19 protein-coding genes are annotated in these 20,492 nt (G+C 63.7%); 10 read left to right on the forward strand and 9 right to left on the reverse strand.

Annotated features, from left to right (window positions below):
• Positions 1–8 precede the first annotated feature (8 nt).
• Entirely contained in the window at positions 9–1,085 is a 1,077-nt protein-coding gene (locus HXX15_RS21865) for a transglycosylase SLT domain-containing protein (RefSeq protein WP_296518920.1), read from the reverse strand.
• A 217-nt stretch (positions 1,086–1,302) separates the two neighbouring features.
• On the opposite strand from HXX15_RS21865, the gene HXX15_RS21870 reads away from it, so the two are divergent.
• Positions 1,303–1,983 (forward strand): hypothetical protein, encoded by a 681-nt coding sequence (locus tag HXX15_RS21870; RefSeq protein ID WP_296518922.1) that lies wholly within the window; start codon positions 1,303–1,305, stop codon positions 1,981–1,983.
• Between the two features lie 31 nt (positions 1,984–2,014).
• On the opposite strand, the gene hisI is transcribed toward HXX15_RS21870, so the two are convergent.
• Entirely contained in the window at positions 2,015–2,455 is a 441-nt protein-coding gene (hisI, locus tag HXX15_RS21875) for a phosphoribosyl-AMP cyclohydrolase (protein ID WP_296518924.1), read from the reverse strand.
• Between the two features lie 29 nt (positions 2,456–2,484).
• Positions 2,485–3,192, reverse strand: a complete 708-nt coding sequence (gene folE, locus HXX15_RS21880; protein ID WP_296518927.1) for a GTP cyclohydrolase I FolE — start codon at positions 3,190–3,192, stop codon at positions 2,485–2,487.
• Positions 3,193–3,400: 208 nt separating this feature from the next.
• On the opposite strand from folE, the gene HXX15_RS21885 reads away from it, so the two are divergent.
• From HXX15_RS21885 to HXX15_RS21910, 6 genes are all read left to right on the forward strand, one after another.
• Positions 3,401–3,868, forward strand: coding sequence for an iron-sulfur cluster assembly scaffold protein (locus HXX15_RS21885; protein ID WP_296518929.1), 468 nt, complete (start codon positions 3,401–3,403; stop codon positions 3,866–3,868).
• Between the two features lie 184 nt (positions 3,869–4,052).
• Positions 4,053–4,310 (forward strand): hypothetical protein, encoded by a 258-nt coding sequence (locus HXX15_RS21890; protein ID WP_296518931.1) that lies wholly within the window; start codon positions 4,053–4,055, stop codon positions 4,308–4,310.
• A 320-nt stretch (positions 4,311–4,630) separates the two neighbouring features.
• Complete coding sequence (locus HXX15_RS21895) at positions 4,631–5,551, forward strand: ABC transporter substrate-binding protein (RefSeq protein WP_296518933.1); 921 nt, start codon at positions 4,631–4,633, stop codon at positions 5,549–5,551.
• 205 nt (positions 5,552–5,756) lie between these two features.
• Positions 5,757–6,752, forward strand: coding sequence for an ABC transporter substrate-binding protein (locus HXX15_RS21900; RefSeq protein WP_296518935.1), 996 nt, complete (start codon positions 5,757–5,759; stop codon positions 6,750–6,752).
• A 513-nt stretch (positions 6,753–7,265) separates the two neighbouring features.
• Entirely contained in the window at positions 7,266–8,258 is a 993-nt protein-coding gene (locus HXX15_RS21905) for an ABC transporter substrate-binding protein (RefSeq protein ID WP_296518937.1), read from the forward strand.
• Positions 8,259–8,341: 83 nt separating this feature from the next.
• Entirely contained in the window at positions 8,342–9,292 is a 951-nt protein-coding gene (locus tag HXX15_RS21910) for an ABC transporter substrate-binding protein (RefSeq protein ID WP_296518939.1), read from the forward strand.
• A 52-nt stretch (positions 9,293–9,344) separates the two neighbouring features.
• Here HXX15_RS21910 and HXX15_RS21915 read toward each other — a convergent pair whose 3' ends face one another.
• Positions 9,345–10,313, reverse strand: a complete 969-nt coding sequence (locus HXX15_RS21915) for an ABC transporter substrate-binding protein (RefSeq protein WP_296518941.1) — start codon at positions 10,311–10,313, stop codon at positions 9,345–9,347.
• Positions 10,314–10,555: 242 nt separating this feature from the next.
• Between HXX15_RS21915 and HXX15_RS21920 the strand changes: the two genes are divergently transcribed.
• Positions 10,556–12,340, forward strand: coding sequence for a cache domain-containing protein (locus tag HXX15_RS21920; RefSeq protein ID WP_296518942.1), 1,785 nt, complete (start codon positions 10,556–10,558; stop codon positions 12,338–12,340).
• Between the two features lie 122 nt (positions 12,341–12,462).
• The gene (locus HXX15_RS21925; protein ID WP_296518945.1) at positions 12,463–13,599 is read left to right on the forward strand and encodes a sensor domain-containing diguanylate cyclase; all 1,137 of its coding nucleotides are present in this window, start codon (positions 12,463–12,465) and stop codon (positions 13,597–13,599) included.
• 109 nt (positions 13,600–13,708) lie between these two features.
• Here the strand turns inward: HXX15_RS21925 and HXX15_RS21930 are convergent, their stop codons facing one another.
• Entirely contained in the window at positions 13,709–14,488 is a 780-nt protein-coding gene (locus tag HXX15_RS21930) for a hypothetical protein (RefSeq protein ID WP_296519019.1), read from the reverse strand.
• 396 nt (positions 14,489–14,884) lie between these two features.
• Here HXX15_RS21930 and yidD point away from each other — a divergent pair, with 396 nt between their 5' ends.
• Complete coding sequence (gene yidD / locus HXX15_RS21935; protein ID WP_296518947.1) at positions 14,885–15,214, forward strand: membrane protein insertion efficiency factor YidD; 330 nt, start codon at positions 14,885–14,887, stop codon at positions 15,212–15,214.
• 129 nt (positions 15,215–15,343) lie between these two features.
• Here the strand turns inward: yidD and HXX15_RS21940 are convergent, their stop codons facing one another.
• The 4 genes from HXX15_RS21940 to HXX15_RS21955 all read right to left on the reverse strand — a co-directional run bounded on the left by HXX15_RS21940 (position 15,344) and on the right by HXX15_RS21955 (position 20,478).
• Positions 15,344–16,420 (reverse strand): hypothetical protein, encoded by a 1,077-nt coding sequence (locus HXX15_RS21940; protein ID WP_296518949.1) that lies wholly within the window; start codon positions 16,418–16,420, stop codon positions 15,344–15,346.
• Positions 16,421–16,867: 447 nt separating this feature from the next.
• On the reverse strand, positions 16,868–17,851 hold the full coding sequence (locus HXX15_RS21945) for a hydrolase (RefSeq protein ID WP_296518951.1): 984 nt from the start codon (positions 17,849–17,851) through the stop codon (positions 16,868–16,870).
• Between the two features lie 166 nt (positions 17,852–18,017).
• Positions 18,018–19,106, reverse strand: a complete 1,089-nt coding sequence (locus HXX15_RS21950; RefSeq protein ID WP_296518953.1) for a hypothetical protein — start codon at positions 19,104–19,106, stop codon at positions 18,018–18,020.
• Complete coding sequence (locus HXX15_RS21955) at positions 19,090–20,478, reverse strand: amino acid permease (RefSeq protein WP_296518955.1); 1,389 nt, start codon at positions 20,476–20,478, stop codon at positions 19,090–19,092. The genes HXX15_RS21950 and HXX15_RS21955 overlap by 17 nt, the downstream gene beginning before the upstream one ends.
• Positions 20,479–20,492: the final 14 nt, after the last annotated feature.

Consider the following 20,492-nt stretch of genomic DNA (forward strand, 5'->3'; position numbering starts at 1 on the left):
GCGGCAGGTCAGCTGCTGAAGGTGCCGGCGCGGTCGCTGAACAGGTCGAGCGTGGTCGGCGGGCGCACCGTCGGCGTCGTGGTCGGCAGCGACGTCGCGGAGGTCGCGGCGTTGCCGCTGACCCACAGGTCGCGCACCGCCGGCGACACCGGCTCGGCGCGGTCGCCACCGAGAAACAGGGTGCGGAACATCGGCTCGCTTTGCGGCGTGGTCTGCAATGACGCGGTTTGCAGCGGCGCGGTGCGCGGCGTGCTGAATTGCGGCGGCGCGGTCGCGGCCGCGGGGTTCGCCGCATTGGTCGACGCGCTCGCCGCGGTCACGTTGCGGACATCGGGAAAGCTCGACAGATAGGCGGCGTTGTCGATCGGCGCGGCGGAGGCCACTGCCACGCTGGCGGCCGCGCCGCCGACCGAGGCCATCGCGGTCTGCGTCGCCTTCGACTGCGCGGCGGCGTCGTAACGCGACGACAGCTCGGCATAGACCCCCGAGACGCTGCGCGCGGCGCCGCTGCGATCGTAGAAGATCGACCGGTTCGCCGCCGCGGCGCTGGGGAACTGCGCCGCCGCGGAGGCGTTCGGCGTGTCGACCGCGGCGTTGATCAGCTTCGAAGCCCCGCCGACGCCCATGAAATGCGCCATATAGAGTTCGGCGTCGGTCGGCCGTCGCCCAATATTGCCGGTCAGCTTGAAGCTGTTGGACTGGGTCAGCACGCCGGCCATCGCCGAGGCGGCGGCCGGATCGTCGCGCAGCTTCATGATCTCGGCCTTCGCCGTCGGATCGCTGACCGAATAGCTGCCGGAGGATGATTTCGAGATCGCGTCGGCATACTGGCCGTAGCCGAGCGCGGAGCCGGCTTCCTTGACGGTACCGAGCCAGGTCTGGTCGATGAATTGAAACAGCCCGCGCGCCGATGAAGTCGAGGCCTTGGCGGACGGATTGAAGTTGGATTCCATCTTCGCGGTGGTCAGCAGATATTCGAAGCTGGCGCCGGTCGAGCCCGCGGCCTGCTTGATCGCGCCGGCGATTTTCGTCCGCGACGAATCGAGCGCTGTTGCCGATGAGGTGCTCGACGCGTCGACCGACATGGTTTGGAGCCCCGCTCCCGGCGAAATCGCCGCTCCAGGCGCCGACAGCAGCGCCCCTGTTTCCGCGACCCTGGACGATCATGGTTAATCCGGCGTTAACGAATTCGCCCTACCCGAGCGTGGCCGCGGGCGCGCATCGTTTCCAGGGCGTTAACTTTCGCTTGTTTCTATGCGTTGCCATCGGCGCTGATTCCATCGCTCGGCCACGGAGGTAGCCATGACCGCGATCGCTGCCAATCCATCGAATCCAGCCGTGACCACCCTGCTCGCCGGCATCGCCACCGGTTCGAGCGGATCCGCCGACGCCAAGCCGAAGGATTCGCCGGCGGGCCAGCCGACCGACAGCGTCGAATTGTCCGACCGCGCCAAGGCGATCCTCGCCAAGGCCGCCGCCGACAAGGCCGCCACCGCGGACCTGACGCTGTCATTCGACGAGATTCTGCAAAAGCGCTCCGACGCGCTGGCCAGCAAGCTGACTGACGCATTCAAGGGCCTCAACGTCAATCTCGACGACGCCGTCCGGTTGCAGGTCGACAAATTCGGCAACGTCACCACCGAAGGGCCGTGGAAAAAGAAGATCGAAAAGCTGTTCGCCGACGATCCCGAGCTTGCCAAGGAGTTCAAGGCGGTCGCCGGGCTGAGCGCGCTGAAGGCGGCCAACACCGCGCTCGAGCTCTACAACAAAGACAAAGGCGCGAGCGCCGGCAGCAAGCAGCAACAACAGGCCTGGACCCAGTACAATATCCGCTCGATCAACATCCAGACGCTGTCCGGCGTGCTGAGCCTGAAGGACGGCAATCTGCGCTCGGCCGCGGTGGACTATATCGACACCATCGCCGACCCCCACGGCGACGGCACCATTGCATCGCAAAAGAACATCGCCGACCGGCTGGCGTGAACGGCGTGACGACGCTCACGCCCTACCTGCTTCAGCGATATACCTTGGCCGGATCGAACAGCCGCTCGGCGTCGACCGGAGTCAGCAGCGCCTGGCCTTCGCCATCGCGGTCGATGCGGCGATAGAAGCAGGATTTACGGCCGGTGTGACACGCCGCGCCATGCTGCTCGACCCTGATCCAGACTGCGTCCTGATCGCAATCGACCCGCATCTCGACCACGCGCTGGACCTGGCCGGAGCTCTCGCCCTTGCGCCACAATTTTGCACGCGAGCGGCTGAAGTACCAGGCCTCGCCGCTGTCGATGGTCTTCTTCAGCGCCTCGGCGTTCATATGCGCGACCATCAGCACCTCGCCGCTCATGGCGTCGGTGGCGACGCAGGTGACGAGGCCGGCCGCGTCGAATTTCGGACGCAGCGCGAGGCCTTCCTCAACGTTGTCGATGGTCGGTGGTGAAGACGCGGACGTGGACACGGCCAATCCCTCGCGATTTGTGGCGAGGGCTAGCCGCGCCCTCGGATCATCGACATGAACCGCGCCTGCTCCGCCGGATTGTCGCGGAACATGCCGGTGTAGCGGCTGGTGAAGGTGGTGGCGCCCTGCTTGCCGATGCCGCGCACCGACATGCAGGTGTGCTCGGCCTCGATCATCACCGCGACGCCGCGCGGCTTCAGCACCTCGTCGACCGCGGCGGCGATCTGCGCGGTGAGATGCTCCTGGGTCTGCAGCCGGCGACCGAAGATGTCGACCAGCCGCGCCAGCTTCGACAGCCCCACCACCCGCTCGACCGGCGTATAGGCGATATGCGCCTTGCCGTAGAACGGCATCACGTGGTGTTCGCAATGCGAGGTGAAGCTGATGTCGCGGACCAGCACGAAATCGTCATAGCCGGCGGTCTCGCCGAAGGTGCGGTTCAGCACCTCGGCCGGGCACTGGTGATAGCCCTGGAACAATTCGTCATAGGCTTCTATCACGCGGCGCGGCGTGTCCAGCAGACCCTCGCGTTCGACGTTCTCGCCGATATAGGCCAGCAGCGTCTGCACCGCCTGCTCGGCCTCGGCGCGCGACGGCCGCGGCTGGTCCGGTTGCACGGCAGCTGCAAGGAATTCCGACGGGTCGAGCTCCGCAGGGTGGAACTCGGCGGCTTTGGCGTCGGAAGCTTTGGCTTCTAGCGACTTGCCCGCGCGAAGCGGCTTGATCACTGCGTCCATCTTCACTCCGTTCGACCGGCCTCAGCGAGGCCGGAGTGTCACCGGGCAGACGGGGCAGCCATTGGCCACCGGTCGCCTGACGCTCCCTTACTCTGCACCATCCGGCCGGGCTGTCTTTCGCCCGGCACCCCACCTATATAAGACCACCAACCGGAACCGCCAAGGGCGGCACCGGACCGACCGGATCGGCGCAAAAACCGCGAGTCCCATGCTCAACGACATCTACAACAGGCGTATCATCGAACTGGCCGGTAATATCGAACGGCTTGGTCGGCTGCCGGACCCGGACGCCACCGCCACAGCGCATTCAAAACTTTGTGGGTCGACCGTGAAGGTGGACCTCAAGATGGACGGGCCGGTGGTTACCGATTTCGCCCATGAGGTGAAGGCCTGCGCGCTCGGCCAGGCCTCCTCCTCGATCATGGCGCGGCACGTGGTCGGCTCGACCGCGACTGAACTGCGCGAACTGCGCGAGGCGGTGCGGCGGATGCTGAAGGAGAACGCCGCGCCACCCGACGGCAAATGGGAAGAGATCGCCCTGCTCGAGCCGGTGCGCGACTACAAGGCCCGCCATGCCTCGACGCTGTTGACCTTCGACGCCGTGGTCGATGCGATCGGCCAGATCGAGGCGAAGAGGGCCGAGAAGGCCGCCGACACGGCAGCTGCGTCGGGCTGAGCCATCAGGCCATCGCAGGCGTGGCCCAAGATGTCCGAGAGGGCAGACAATAGCCGGTCGATTCCCGATTTCCGGTACGACCGCTGGCGTTCCGACATCAGATTTTGACATCCGACCGGTGGTCAACGATGGTCACGACGTCTTTCTGACGCCAATCTGAGGCGCACGCCAACGAGGTCAGTGGATGAATCGGAGCGAGCTGATCGCCGGGCTGCTTGCTACGACGGCCACTGGTGCTGTTCGGGCGGCGGAGCCCGACAAGGTGTATCGAATTGCCTTGGTCACAGCATCGGTTTCGGTCCAAGAGATGAATGAAACTGGCGGCAATCCTGCTTATCCAGCACTGTTCAGAGAGCTGCGAAAGCTTGGCTATCTCGAGGGACGCAATATCACCGTCCAGCGATTTTCCGGCAGAGGCGACACGGCAAGCTACGAGGTTTGATCTGGTCATCAATATCAAATCTGCAAGAGCGCTCGGTCTGGAGCTGCCTGCGGCATTGCTCACCCAAGCCGAAGAGCTGATTGAGCGAACTGAAAGCGTAGTTGCGCTTTGGCACAAAGCGTCAGTTATTTGCAGCGCTCGATTCAAGTCGTTATGGAACCGGTATCCGAAATTTCCTATGCTGGAGCTTTGCCGACGATTGCATACGCTCTGATTGAGTACATTAGACGGGAGCACGAATGAGGCGACGAAATTTCATCGCAGGGGTTGCCGTTGCAGCAGCTTGGCCACTCGCTGTGCGCGCGCAACGAACCGGACAGATGAAACGCGTCGCAATCGTTAGCCCGGCGACTGCCGTCGGTGATATGAGCATTACTGGTAGTCGGATTTATCAGGCGTTTTTTGAGGAACTGGTCCGTGTTGGATATATTGAGGGGCAAAACCTCGTCGTGGAGCGATATTCCGGCGGAGGGCGAACTGAACGCTATGCCGGCCTCGTCCGCGACGTCGTCAGCACGTCTCCCGACCTGATCTTTCCGGTGTCCACTGTTTTGGCACTGGGCTTCAAGATGGCGACATCGATGATTCCTATCGTTGCAATCACCGGCGATCCTGTCACCGGAGGGCTTGTGAAAAGCCTGGCCCGGCCGGGTGGTAACATCACCGGCGTTACCGTCGATGCCGGATCGGCGCTTCATGGCAAGCGTGTTGAATTTCTCGTTGAGGCAACCCCAAAATCGTCGAATGCGCGGCTCCTTGGGTCGCAATCGTCCTGGGACGGAACGGGCGGCGCTGCGATCCGGGAGGCGGCGAGGCAGCTCGGCATTTCGTTCGCGATTGCCCGTCTGGACGAAGAAATTACTGAGGCTGCGTATCAACGCGCCTTCCATGCGATGGAACGCGACCGGGTTGACGCGCTTGTGGTTGCCGATCAGCCCGAGCACTTCACGTATCGCCGGTTGCTCGTCGAATTGGCGGCTAAGTACCGGATCCCGACAATCTATCCGTTTCGCGAACACGTCGAGCTTGGCGGATTGATGTCGTACTCAGCAGATCTCTTGGACATTTATCGCCGTGTCGCCAACCAGATCGCCGAGGTCCTGAAAGGTAAGAATACGGCGGAAATTCCTTTCTACCAACCGACAAAATTCGAGCTTATCATCAATCTCAGGACTGCCAACGCACTTGACCTCACTGTGCCACCAGCGCTGCTTGCTCGCGCCGACGAGGTGATCGACTAACGCCAGTCATTGCTGTAGTGCGCAAATCAGTTGGCACAAAGCATCCGTTCGGTAATGCTGGGACATGTCCAGAGTTGGGCGACCGGTCGGTGACCGGCGCGCAGCCCAGACGGCGCTTTTGACCCGAACGGGACAACGGTCGCTTGGAACCTGAGTAGAAAAATTGCATACGGTCGGGCTTACCGGAAGCTGGGTGCATTTGGCCATGAAGCGACGTGAGTTCATCACGCTGGTCGGCGGAGCGGCGGCGTTGCCATTCGCGGCGCGCGCGCAGCATCCGGAGAAAAAGCGCCGGATGGGCGTGCTTGTCGGATTGGCGGCGAGCGCAAGCGATCCGGTTGCCGACGGATTCCTCCGGCCATTCCGCGACGCGATGTTGCGGGCCGGATGGATCGAGAGCGACAACATCGATATCGACTATCGATTTGGCGGCCCCCTCGCCGATCTCACGAAAACCAATACGTCCGCCGCTGAGCTTATCGCGCTGCAGCCGGACGTCATCTACGCACAGGGATTGCCGGCGACACTGGCGGTCCGCCGGGAAACCAAGACCATTCCGATCGTCTTCACGCAAGTTGCCGATCCGGTCGGCTTCGGCCTGGTCGAAAGCCTCGGACGCCCCGGCGGCAATGTCACCGGCTTTGTGGTCTGGGACCTCTCAATCGGCGGCAAGTGGATGCAATACCTTCGGGAGCTTGTGCCCGACGTCACCCATGTCGGCGTCCTCTGCAATCCGGATACCGCGCCCTATGCGCCGCCCCTGCTGGCGTCGGCCAGAGCCGCGGCCGGAAACGTGCAAGTGATCGAGACATACTGCCGTAACGACAGCGAAGTTGAAGCCGCACTGTCATCCCTCAGTCAGGAGCCGCATGGCGGTCTGATCGTTATACCGGAGCCGTTTACCAATGCACATCGGGATCAGATCATTGCCCAGTGCGCGCGATTTCGACTGCCGGCGGTCAATCCCCTGGTCGGTGCGTTCGAACGTGGGGCGTTGCTTTCCTACACTTTTGAACTTGACCAACTGATACGCCAGCCCATCGGTTACATTGATCGAATCCTGAAAGGCGCGTCTCCGAAGGATCTCCCCGTACAGGCGCCAACCAAATATACGCTGGCAATAAACCTCAAGGCAGCAAAGGCAATCGGCCTCGACGTACCGCCGATGCTGCTCACCTTCGCCGATCAGGTCATCGAATAGAACGCATCTGGCTGGGTCCGGCATTGGCGGCGGCGGCTCGCCTCACTTGATCACATTGTCGGCGCTGGCCAGCAGCGTGGCCGGCAAGACAGGGCCCTACGGCATGCGCGCAGGGCTGTGCCCGTCTATTGGTCATCCCGGTGCGCAACAATTGCGATTTCGATACTTGCCATGGCCGACCCGCGCAGACCAGGCGGGCACAGAAGGGCCTCATGGTGAGGAGTGCGCTTCTTGGCGCGCGTCTCGAACCATGAGGCGGGACGCCTCATCACCGTTCGAGACGCCCGACTCAGGCCGTTCGGGCTGTGCCGGGATTCCCGTCAGGATGGGTTATCCCACTGAATGCATATTTCCTCGTGCGACAAAGAAGTGTTACGTCTGGCGGGTCGCAAGACGATGGCGCTGACACTCAGGGCGCACTGTCTGATCGATGCCAGACCGTCGGCGCGCTTTGGGCGGCGGCGTGGACGGCTCCAAAGCCCGCTTATCATTCGGGCAACCACAGGACTAACCATGCAACGACGTGATTTCCTCGGGCTGGCGGGCATGGCGGCGCTGAGCGTGGCGCGTCCGGGACATGCCCAGCCCAACCCTGAATTGCCGTTGGTCGGGCTCTTGGTGCCGCGCAAGCAGGAGCCCGCCAACGATGCTCTGGCGGCGTTGCGCGCGGGCCTGAAAGAAGCGGGCTTCGTCGAAGGGACGAACTACTCACTTGCGATGCGCTTTGCAGATGGCGATCTGGATCGGCTGCCATCGCTCGCCAGGGAACTGGGCGCGCTCAAACCGCGGGTGATCGTCGCCTCGTCGACGGCAGCCCGCACGGTGCGCACCGAGCTTCCGGACATCCCGCTGGTGTTTACCTCGATTTCCGTGGACCCAATCGCCTACGGCTATGCGCAAAGCTATGTAAGGCCCGGAGGTATGATCACCGGAAACGTAACCAACGCGATGGGAAGCGAGGAAGGCCTTACCGAAAAGCGCATGGACTACCTCAAGGAGCTTGTGCCCGGCCTGACGAGGCTCGGGATGATCGGCCCCAAGGGTATCTTGTACAAGGCGGAGATGATTGCGCTAAACAAGGTGTCCAGTCAGCTCGGCTTCGAGGTGACGGAATATCCGATCAACACTCTCGATGATCTGGAAGGCGCCTTCGCGGACGGCGTGCGCGACGCAGTGAGCGCCTTATATATTTCGGGCGAGCCGCTGCTGTTCAACAACATGGCGCGCGTGATGTCGCTGGTCGCGGCGTCGGGAAAGCCTTGCGTCGGTGTCTATCCGGAATTCGGGCGAGCCGGTCTCTTGATGTCCTATGCGAGCGACACGCTTGACGGCTTTCGCCATGCCGGCACCTACGTGGCGAAAATCCTGAGGGGCACCAAACCCGGCGATCTGCCGGTCGAGCAGGCCAGTAAATTCACCCTGGTCATCAACCTGAAGACCGCCAAAGCGCTCGGCATCACCGTGTCCCCGACCCTGCTGGCGCTTGCCGACGAGGTGATCGAGTGACCAGACCACCGCGGATGCATCCGCCGCCACAGCTATCGCGTTAAGTTGCATATATGGGGGCGAACATGGACCGGCGTGGATTTTTGGCTCTCGTCGGTGGCGCCGTTTCGTGGCCTTATGCGGCGCGTGCGCAGCAACTCGGCAAGCCCCGCCGCATCGCGCTGATTCATTCCGGCATCCCGGCCGACAAGCTCACCCAGCAGGATGGTCCATTCTGGATAAGGCGGTTGTATGCGGAGCTACGCGTCCTCGGTTACGCCGAGGGCGCCAATCTCACCGTCGAGCGCTATTCCGCCGAGGGGCACTCCGATCGCTTCGCCAGCGTCGCCGCGGCGGTGGTGAGCTCCAATCCCGACGTCATCGTCTCGAACTTCAACGCCCTTGTGAAGGCCATCATGAAGGCGACCGCCACGATTCCGATCGTCGGCCTGACCGGCGATCCCGTTTCGGACGGTCTGATTTCAAACCTCGCCCGCCCGGGCGGTAATCTGACCGGCGCCAGCATCGGCGCCGGCGGCGCCATGGGGTCGAAGCGCTTGCAGATCTTGCGAGAAGCGGTGCCGGCGGCGTCGAACGTCGCGTCGCTGTTCGGGTCGAGCGCCGAGCAGCAGCGTTCGGGAATCACGCCGGGCGTGAAGATCATCACCGATGTCAACGAAGCCCAACTGCGCGCGACTTTCGCCGAGATGGCCGAGCAAAAGGTCGACGCCGTGCTGGTGTCCGAAACCGGCAGCTTCCTGGCGCAGCGGACGCTGATCGTCGCCTTGGCCGCGCAGCACCGGCTTCCGGCGATGTATCCCTACCGCGACTATGCCGAAGCGGGAGGGCTGATGGCCTACGCGCCCGACCTCGCCGAACTCGCCAAGCGCCTGGCGAGCGACGTCGCGCAGATTTTCAAGGGCGTCAACGCCGGCGACATCCCGTTCTTCCTGCCGACCAAATTCGATCTGGTGATCAATCTCAAGACCGCGAAACAGCTGGGCCTCACCTTGCCTCCGGCCGTGCTCGATTTCGCCAGCGAGGTGATCGAGTGATCGCGGCGCTGGTCAGGTCGCGATGCCTGAAAGGACGCTGACCTTGTTTGTCTCACTCGATCACATTGTCGGCGCTGGCCAATAGCGTCGCCGGCACCGTCAGGCCGAGCGCCTTCGCGGTCTTCACATTTACCGACAATTCGAACTTGGTATTCTGGAAATACGGAATTTCCCCCGGGCTGACGCCGCGCAAAATGGCGTCGATGTCGGCGGCGACGCGCTTGTTCAATCCGGCGAGGTCGAACGAATAGGCGATCAGCCCGCCCACTTCGACCGACTCGGTGAACGCGTACATCGCCGGCAACCCGGTCGTGGCGATCCGTTTCACGATCAATTCGCGGTGCGCCAGCGCATCCGGAAGATCGGCGACCATGATGGCATTGGCGCCGCTGCTGACGGCCTGCTCGATCGCGGCCGCGAACACGGCTTCGCTGACCGGAAATTCGAACAGCACCTCGGCCAGCGGCACGCCGGCGGCGCCGGCCGCCGCCCGCATCGCCGCACCCTGGACGGCCTCCCACACCAGCCGGGCGGTGATGAAGGCGAGCTTGCCGAGACCGGGAAAGATTTCCCGCAGCAATTCGATCCGCTTGCCGTGAATCCCCGGACCGGTATCGACGCTGACGCCGGTGATGTTGCCGCCGGGCCGCGCCAGGCTCTGCACCAGGCCGATCGCGATCGGATCGCCGGTCAGGCCGACGATCGGAATCGTCGCGGTCTGCGCCTTGAAGAACTGCGTTCCCGCGCCGACCACATAGACCACGTCCGGATTGCTGCGCACCACCTCCGCCACCAGCGCCGCGGCGCCGGCGACGTTGCGCTCGCGGCCGTAGCGCTCGACCGCGAGGGTCTGTCCTTCGACCCGGCCCAGCCGCCGCAGCTCGGCGAACAGCGCCCGGTAGTAGCGGTTCTCGCTCTGCTCGGTCATCAGCGACGACGGCTCCGACAGGCTGAAGATCGCCAGCCGCGGGATCTTGCCCGCCGGCTGGGCCGGCGCGGCGGCCGGCTGGATGAGCAACAAGGCCGCAACCGCCGATGTGCCGGCCAGAAATTCCCGCCGCTGCATCCGATCCCCCCGCCGCCGCAGATCGAGTTGACATCGCCGCACGGAGCGCCGAACTTTCGTCCCGTGCAGCCGAAATCTCTCACTCTTTCGACGAGAAAATCAATCATGAGATGGCGCGCCCCGATCGGGCCATTCGCCGCGTCCGTCCGGGCAACGTCGTCGGCGTGTCCGGATGCGGCGCGCATGGAGACGATCCGGTGAGCGAGGACCCGGCGGTGCCGCCGCGCCGGCCGCGGCGCTCGCTGTTCGTCAAATACTTCGTCACGCTGTTCGTCGCGGTGGTGCTGCCGCTGCTGCTCGGCGCGGCCAGCGAGACCTGGTTCGGCTACCGCGACCAGCGCGAGACGCTGGGCGAATTGCTGCGCGCGGAATCGCGCGCCGCCGCCGGCCGGATCCAGACCTTCATCGACGGCATCCGCGATCAGCTCGGCTGGGTGGTACAGCTGCCGTGGACCGACGGCGACGACGAGCGGCACCGGATCGACGCGCTGCGGCTGTTGCGCCAGGTGCCGGCGATTTCCGCGATCACGCTGATCGACGAGCGCGGCGTCGAGCGCGCCTACATCTCGCGGCTCGGGCTGAATCGGCTCGGCCGTGGCGCCGACCTGTCCGCAGACCCCGCGTTTCTCGGCGCCCGCGCCGCCAAAGTCTGGATCGGACCGGTGCGTTATGAGCGGGATTCCGAGCCCTATATGACCATCGCGGTAGCCGGCAATCGCGCCGCCGCGGGGGTCGCGGTGGCCGACATCAACCTCAAGCTGATCTGGGACGTGATCGCCGCGATCAAGATCGGCGACTCCGGCCTCGCCTTCGTGATCGACGATTCCGGCCGGCTGATCGCGCATCCCGATATCAGCCTGGTACTGCGCGGCGTGGCCGCCTCCGAGGCGTTCGCCCGGCTGCGTTCGGCGGTCGCCGCGGCGAATGGCAAGGCGGTGGTGACCAGCGCCGCCGACGGCCAATCGGTGATCGCGATCTCGGCGCCGGCGGCCGGTGTCGGCTGGACCGTGATCGCGCAACAGCCGGTGGCCGAGGCGTTCGCGCCGATCCGCGCGGCGCTGTGGCGCGCGCTGGCGCTGATCGCGGTCGGCGCGCTATTCGCGCTGGCGCTGGCATATTGGCTGGCGAACCGGATGTCCGGGCCGATCCGGCAGCTCGAGGACGGCGTGACGCGAGTCGGCGCCGGGCAGTTCGAGCACCGGATCTCGATCTCAAGCGGCGACGAACTCGAACAGCTGGCCAACCGCTTCAACGAGATGGCGGGTGAACTCGCGGTGTCGAAGGAGAAATCCGAACGCATCAGTCGGCTGAAGCGATTTCTCGCCCCGCAGGTGGCCGAACTGCTCGAACATTCCGGGAACCAGGCGCTGCTCGGCGGCCAGCGCCGCGAGGTGGTGGCGATTTTCGGCGATCTGCGCGGCTTCACGGCGTTTTCCGCGCATGCCGAGCCGGAGACGATCATGCGGGTGCTCGGCGAATATTACGAGGCGCTCGGCGCGGTGATCACCCGCCATGAGGCCACCCTGACCGGCTTTGCCGGCGACGGGCTGATGGTGCTGGTGAACGCGCCGGTGGAGTGCGACGAGCCGGCGATCCGCGGGTTGCGGTTGGCGATCGAGATGCAGACGGCGGTGCAGGCGCTGATCCAGCGCTGGCGCGCCGAGGGTCATGCGATCGGCTTCGGAGTCGGCGCGGCGATGGGGCCGGCCACCGTCGGCACCGTCGGCTATGAGGGCCGCACCGACTACACGGCGATCGGCAGCGTGATCAATCTGGCGTCGCGGCTGTGCGGCTCCGCGGTCGACGCCCAGGTGCTGATCGATCCGGTGCTGGCGGAGGCGGCGCGCGGCATCGTCCCGGTGCAATCGCTCGGCGCGCGTCCGATCAAGGGCTACGACAGCCCCCTTCCCGTGTTCGCGGTGGGTTCCGATTCCATCCGCACCGCGCCGCGATTGGGCATTGCCTCGAAGGCTGCCAGCTAATGATCAGCAAGACCTTGCATGCCGGCGACTGCGCCGAGGCCGCGAATTGCCGTAGCCTACCCCCGGGATCGATCGCCGATTTCACGCCCGATTAACTACCTGTTCAAAATGTCGGTAGCTATTTGGAAGTTGTTTGCCTTCGCCATGCAAGCAAAGAGTGCAATGGATTACAGGCGTGTTGTGGAATTGTGAAATTGCCAAACAATCAAGAACCATCGGGCAGGAACGAATTCAACGTATCGGCAGCCGATCCGGCAGAATTCGCGCGGGTGCAACGCGAATTGACGGAGGCCAAACAAAGCCTCAAGACGCTGTATGCCGCGCTCGACAACGTCGACAGTGGCCTGCTTGTGCTCAACGACGAACTGCGCGCCGTCTACAGCAATCCGGTGCTGCACGTGATGTTTCGAGCCAACTCCTCCGCGGAGATTCGGGAAACCAAGCCGCTTTACGCCGACATGCTGACGGCGTCCGCCCAGGCGGTCGCCGTCAATCTGGATGACTACGTCGCGCGTCGGCTGGCGTGGGTGCGATCCGGGGATAACAAGCCGATGGATCTGACGATGGCCGACGGCAAGGTGCTGCGGTGTCATTTGGCCATCCTGCCCGGCGGCGGTCGCATGCTGATCTACAGCGATGTCACCGACATCGTGCGCAATGCCGAGGACCTGGAGCGGCTGGCGACGACGGATGGAATGACGGGCATCTACAATCGCCGGCACTTCCTGACCCTGGCGGATCGTGAATGGACCAGAACCCGCCGCTATGGCCGACCGCTCTCGTTCCTGATGATCGACATCGACAATTTCAAATCGATCAATGACAGTTTCGGCCACCAGATCGGCGACGAAATGATCGTTCATCTGGCCAATCTCGCCAGCGGATGCAAGCGCAACTGCGACGTTCTGGCGCGCATCGGCGGCGAGGAATTTGCGCTGCTGATGCCGGATACCGATTTGCCGCAGGCGCAAGCCGCAGCGGAGCGATTGCGCCGTGACGTGGCCGCCAGTTCGCTGGTTGCGGCCCCGCATTCGATTCCCGCCACCGTCAGCATCGGCGTGGCCACTTCGGAACGAGCGATGAACGACGTCTCGGACCTGATGAAGGCAGCCGATCAAGCCCTCTACGATGCAAAGCGCGCCGGTCGCAATCGGGTGAATTGTTGCATCTCGCGCGATGCCACGCCGAGCATCGCAGACCCGTGTCACGACACCTCGCTCGACGCGGCGAGCACCTATGTGCGCTTGCTGATTGAGTGAATAGAGCTGTCGCGGCCGGTTACGGCACGTCGCGTCGTCAAACTGAGCCGCGAAAATTCGCCGCAAGGCAACTCCCACACCAATCAAGCACGCCTGATCAATCCACGGCTTATCGCTGCGGCTGCGCGGCAGGCGTTGCCAGACCGCCGGTCGGCGGCGTCGCCTCAGCGGTCTTGGTCGGCTTGTCCGACTTCGCCGCCGGTTCGGCTTCCGACGTCGCGCTGACGAAGCGATCCTGCAGCGGCTTGGTTGCGGCCGTGGCGACCGACCGGGCCGGCGCGCCGGCCGGCGGCAGCAGGTCGGCGATGGTGTCGGTGGTGATCAGATTGGTCAGCCGCAATTCCTGCCACGACAATTCATGCAGCTCTTCCCATGGCGGCACATTGAGCGCCAGCGATAGCAGGTCGCCGGTGCCGCCCATGTCGAAGGTGTATTTGGCCAGTCGGCCGATATCGCGCTCGACGATCATCATGTCCTGCGCGGTGTAGCTCGCGGCGCGGGCGTCGTCGGCGCGGTCGCCCATCCAGATCTGATGCACCCGGACATGGGCCGCGTCCGGCACGTAGCGGGCATGGCCCGCCAGCAGCAAGAACACGCACATCGATTCACAATAGGCTTCTGGCGCGATCGATGTCCTTGTTCCCGCCGGGGTGCGGTTTTCGGCGCTAATGCCGACCGTGGTCGACAGCCCGAGCTGGCGCCAACGCCGCCCGAGCGCGATGGCGTCGTTGACTGAGCCGCCGCTGGAATCCAGCACCACAGCCGCGCCGTCGAGCTGCCGACCGCGCGCGAAGTCGTCGAAATCCTTTGGGGTGTCGGCGGTGACGATGCCGACCGCGCCGATCCAGCCGCGGCAATCCGGCTCGCAGGCGATCCAGCTGAACCGCATCGGCAATTTGCGCTCTTCGAGACTGCCCCCGGCCCGCGCCGACCCGGTCCAGCCGGAACCGATTGAGCCTGCGACAACGACGCAAACCGCTGCGACGCGAAACAGCGTCGGTCCGACGGCTCTGGGCGAAATGTCTCGTCTCACCTTGGTTCCTTGTTCTACCCGGCACGGGCAGCGATCACGGTCCCCAGTTCAACTCAGCGATTCTGTCATCCATCCGTTATCCATTCGTTATCAAACGGTAACTTCGGTCGCCTGCGGCCGTCTACAAGACTCTTGCTGCACCGCCCGCGCGAAAATGCGATATTTTGCCAAGTGTGGCGCAAATGCCGACCTTGCGATGTTCCCTGCGAGGGAACGATGCAAATCACTGCTCGCGATTTTGGCAACCCGCCCATGAACCATTCAAATATCTGTCCGGATTGCGCGCGCCTCCTGCTCCGCGGTCCGCGCAATGCAGGACGCGGCATGATCTGGCTGTACCGCCACACGCTGTCGCCGCTGGTCGGCGCCAATTGCCGGCATCTGCCGACCTGTTCGGTTTACGGGGATGAGGCGATCGAGCGATTCGGATTGTGGCGCGGCGGCTGGATGACGCTGGCACGGCTGCTGCGCTGCAATCCGTGGGGAACCTCCGGGATCGACAATGTGCCGCTCACGCCGCCGCCCGGCGCGCGCTGGTACCTGCCGTGGCGCTACGGCCGTTGGCGCGGCGTCAACAATTAGGGCGTGGACTCGTTAGCGCGTAGCCAAGCGGATTGATGCGAGTTTGACGAACGCCAGATATTGGCTGCGGACATATCGAAATCAAAAAAGACCAAAAGAGAGGCCGAGACGAGAAGCACCGCGGCTCAACTACGGAAGTCCACTTGTCACCGTAAAGGGATTAAACCCACGTTCCGCTAGGGCAGCCCACGAAGCTGCGCCAAGATGTGACAATCGGAAATAGAGTCGCGGCTTGGTCGGATCGGTGTCCAACACGAACCCGGTCGGTAACTCGCGGACAGTTGTGGCATAGAACCCACCATCCGGCGACCTCTGGGATTCGATTACAGCGATCAACGAGTTTGCCCTCCCAGTCCTGCCGAGCAATTTCATTAACAGAGCCATTTGGCCCGTCCCTTCGGTCCACACACCGTCTCGGTCTTCACCGTAAGAAAAGCCGCCGTCGACACTCATTCGCTGTTCGGCGGTCGTAATTGCCGATGCAAATTTCTCGACCGCTCCGTGGAGCGCTATTAAAGGCCAGACCTGAGCATCGAGAGCCAAAATCGGATTGTGGGTGACGCCGTCTTCAGCGGTCCCTGCAGCGAAACAGGCGCATGCCGGATTCCACATCGTATTTACGAAGTACTCAGCAACCGTTGCCTTATCACGCCAGCGCGAATCCCCTGTACGGATCGCAAGAAGGCCAAACGCGGCAGCAAGGTCAGTATTATGTTCAGTCGATTTCCACGTCCGCACTTCCGGCGTCGGTTCGTGCCCAAACGTACCGCCCGTGAAACCGCCAGTACCGCGCGTATCGGCCCATTGCGCGACCCAGGCGCCAAGCCGTGCTGCACCATCGCGGAACCGAGAGCCGGCGTTCACATCATCAAGCGACAGCAACGCTAACATGGCCCATGCCATGTTACCATTGTCGCTGCCCACCTGATATCGATCCTCTAACCATTTGTTCTGAGCATTGTCCCACCACCCCGGAAGTTTGACGGGGCCATTCGCCACCACACCCGCGGCGTAAGCGTTCCGGAGCCGTCCATCATGCCAGGTGCGGTCGTTATCGATGGCCCAGAGAAGCGCCGAGCCAATCCGATACGCTTTGTCTTGCTCACCGCAACCGACCAACGCGATGGCGGCTACCGCATTGTCATAGAGGTAGGCGGCGCCATGCAGAGGCCCCGATTCGACGTTCGGATAGCTGGGTAGAAACAACGGCCCTGATGGCGGTGCCTTATCAATCAGACCAGCGAGGTATCCGCACGCTGACGCGTTTGGCGCCGCTGAAGCCTGTAGTGGAGCGGCGGCCACAATGAATGTGAAAGTCGTGACTATCCAGGTGTGAAGGCAGTGCCCGCGATAACGGTAGAAGCAATAAGCAATTGGTTCCGGTAGCATTTCGCTGCCTCTCGCGCCTTTTCAACCAAGATAGGCTTTGGAACATCCGGAAGAAAGCAGGTCAGAATCGAGTAGAAGCATCGGGCCTTCATCTTCAATGGCAGTTTATGGCACACAACGTCATTTCGCTGTTCTGCAGCAATATGTCGGCCATCGGGGCACAGCGGACTCTGGCGCGGCGTCAATGGGCCGGATCAGACTTGGGACCAAAGCGCGCACCGGTGAATCGAACGCCGATCGTTGCAGGCCCGCCGGGTTCCGCGCTCAGCGCGGCCCGGACCGGCCATCGAGATGGTCTTGGAAGAACCGCACCACGCTGGCGTTGAACTCGCGGTGGAAGCCTGCCCGATCGAACTCCGGCGGATTGTCGGCGCAGATCCGCGGAATTGCGGCGGCGAGTTGCGGCGAGCACGGTGCCAGAAATGCAAAATGCCCGGCCGGCACGACGTGCAGGTCCGGATTGCCCGACAGGCTGCTGGCGATGCGCGCATTGCCCGACCCGTCGCCCACGCCCGGGCCTCCCCGTTCCGATCGCCAGTGCTGGAGCGGAACGTCGATCGCGGCCAGATTGTCCCGCGTGAAGGCGCCGCTCGCCGGATCGACAATCACCGCGGCTCTGATGCGCGGATCGTGTGGCGGGTTCGGCGCGGCTTCGCCGCTGTGAAGCTGCGCGCACGCTCCGGTCTCCTCCTTACAGACCTCGGCGATCCGTTTGAAATCCGGCGTGACGCCGATCAGCACCAGGCCGGTATAGCCTCCTTTGGAGAAGCCGAAGAAACCGATCCTGGCGGGATCGACAACCGCCCTGTCGGTCCAATCGCGCAGCATGAAATCGAGCAGGCGGATCATATCCAGTGGACGCGACGCATAGCCGGACAGGTCGTCGCGCCGCGACAGGTCGTTGCCGTTATCCCCCGGATGATTGATGGCTGCGACGACAAAGCCGGCATCGGCCAGCGCCTCCGCGGTGTCGTGATGCGCGCCGAACCACGCGCCGCGGCCATGGGAAAAAATCACCAGAGGCAATTTCACCGCTGGGACCGGGCAATCCTTCACACCCGTCAGCCCCAAATCGGCCGGAGGCGCCAGCGTGCCGAGCCGCACGTCCTTCGGCTCGCCCGCGCATGGATACCAGATGGCGCCTGCCAAGCCTGGGTCGGAATCGAGAAGCTGGACGCCAGCCGCACGCACCGGCGCACCCAAACAAAAAAAGACTATGACACAAGCCCCATACGCCTTGAGTCGCAAAGCTGCCCCCTGTTCCGATCAACATAGCTGATCGAAGAATGGCGACGGAACTGTGTCGGATTCGCGCATGCCGATGAGGATAGGCAAACATTTCGCCGACGAAATCGCCTGGCCGAATCTGCGTCGGCTCGCATCCGTCTCCAGCGCGCAATTTCGTCGATCGCGTTCAGGGAAGCTTGATGCCCAGCAGCAGATTGGTTTCGTACGGACGCCAACGATAGCCGATGCCGAAATCGATCGACGGGCTTTTCCTGAACAGCTCGGCATATTTCGGCTGATAGCGCCCCGGAAATTCGGCGATCGGACCGGCGTAGCGGCCGAATGGAAAGAACCGCCACGCCTTCTGGTCGAAGGCCGCGAGCGGCACGCCGGAATCGTCCTGGATGATGGTGGCGCTGTTCTTCAGCAGAAAGTCGCGCACGGTGGTGAAATTGCCCGCGTGCAGCAGGTAGGACGCGCTCTTGATCAGGCTGTTGCCGGGCGCCAGCGCCTCGCAGAACTTCAGAAAGCCGCTGGCCTTGACGCCGGAATTGCTCAGATCGGTGCTGAAATAATACAGCGTCCGTTCCACGCCATCGCTGCCGACGAACAGGATCTTGACGCCGCGGGTCGCGAGTTTCGGCGCGGCGGCCGTAGGCGCGACGACATTGCCATCGCTATCGAGTGAGACCAGCGATACATCGCGGATGGTCTTGCCGGAGCGCGCCAGGAACACGTAGAGCACCGGCAACACGCCGCTGGCCTGGCTGGTGTGCAGATCGGTCTTCATCATCTTGGTGATGAAGAAGCTGAACGCCAGGATCGAGCTCAGCGAGCGCTCGACCGAATGCAGCGACAGCGCGACGCCGCCGCGCGGCAGCTTCAACAGATCGGGCACTGTGCCGACCGGCTCCAGCGCGCTCAGCACATAGGTGCTCGCCTTGGAATAGAAGGCGTTGGCGTAGAGGAAGTCCGGGCCGCTGAACATATAGAACATGGTCGGCTTCGGCGCCGCCAGGTTGATCTCGGTCCAGGCCCGGATCTTCGCGAGCTGGCGCTGCTCGAGCTGGCCGAATGCGGTGTCGAAGAATTTGGCGTGGCGCTGCCAGACCGGATCCTTGGTCAGAGGCAGCAGCGGCGAGTCTGCCGACGGCATCATGCCTGCCAGAAACAGCGCGGTGTCGTTGGCGGTCGCGCCATCTGCGGCGCGCGCCGGCAAAGCGGCGGCGAACAGCAGGCTCGCCAGGATCGCCGCAAGTCTAAAGCATCGATGCATCTTGATTGACTGCCGGAACGCTCACGGGGCCGTCGTTGGTTCGCCTGCGAAAGACGGCATAAATCGCAAGACCGGAGATCATGATCAAAATGCCAAGAAAGGACTGCAATGGTCGCTCGGTCGCAAGATAGTACATCATGAACAGTGTCACGAGCAGGAAAACGATTGGAGTCACCGGGTATCCCCAGGCACGATAGGGTCGCGGCAGGTCGGGATCGGTGATGCGCAGCTTGATCACGCCGAGCACGGTGAAGAACGAACAGAACAGCAGGCCGAACTGGATGAAATCGAGCACGGCCTCGAAACTCTGGGTCAGCAGCATCAGATTGGCGACCGCGAGCTGAAACAGGATCGCGGCGATCGGCGCGCCGCCGCGCGACCGTCGGGCGAAGCGCCGCAACGCCGGCAGATCCTCGCCCATCGTCATCATCACCCGCGGGCCGATCCACATCATCGCGCTGATCGATGAGACGAGGCCGATGCAGATCATCGCCGCGACGATGCGCCCGCCGGTGTCGCCGAAGATATGGCTGCCGGCGATCCGGGCGACGTCGAGCTGGCCGGCCATCGCCTGCAGCGGCGTGGTGTAGAGAAACACCGCATTGAGCGCGACATAGAGCACGGTCACGATCAGCGTCCCGGCCAATAGCGCGCGCGGCAGATTGCGTTGCGGCGTCCGCATCTCGCCGATGATGTAGGTGGCCGCGTTCCAGCCGGAGAACGAGTACATCACAAACACCAGCGCGATCGCGAACGGCGCGCTGGCGATGTGGCGCCAGTCCGACGCCGCCGGCGCGAACGACACCGGCTGCGGCGTGCCGACCGCGAATCCGGCGGTCAGGAACGCGACGATCAGGGCGACCTTCAGGATCGTCGCGATCAGTTGGAACTTGCTCGAATGCCTGACGCCGGCGAGTTGCACCAGCGACACCAGCCAGATCACGCCGAGCGCCAGCGCCAGCGGCGGCACCGCGGGAACGATCGACTTGCCGTATTCGCCGAACGCCATCGCCGCCAGCGCCACCGGCGCGGCGAAGCCCACGGTGGCGGAGACGAAGCCCGCCAGAAAGCCGAACGCCGGATGGAACGCCCGGCTGAGGAAATTGTATTCGCCGCTGGAGCGCGGAAACATCGCGCCGAGTTCACTGTAGGACAGCGCCCCGCACAGCGCCACCACGCCGCCCACCACCCACAGCAGCAGCAGCGAAAAGCCGGAGGCCGTGTCGTTGATCTGGAAGCCGAGGCTGGTGAAGACGCCGACGCCGACCATGTCGGCCACCACGATGGCGGTGGCCACCGCCACCGAGACTGTTGGCCCTTGTCCTGGATGTGGGACCGGCGTTGCCGTGCCCCCCGTATCCGATCCGGCCATGCGGTCCCCAACCC

It is taken from the genome of Rhodopseudomonas sp. (assembly GCF_013377015.1).
In the GTDB taxonomy this organism is placed as follows: Bacteria; Pseudomonadota; Alphaproteobacteria; order Rhizobiales; family Xanthobacteraceae; genus JARJEH01.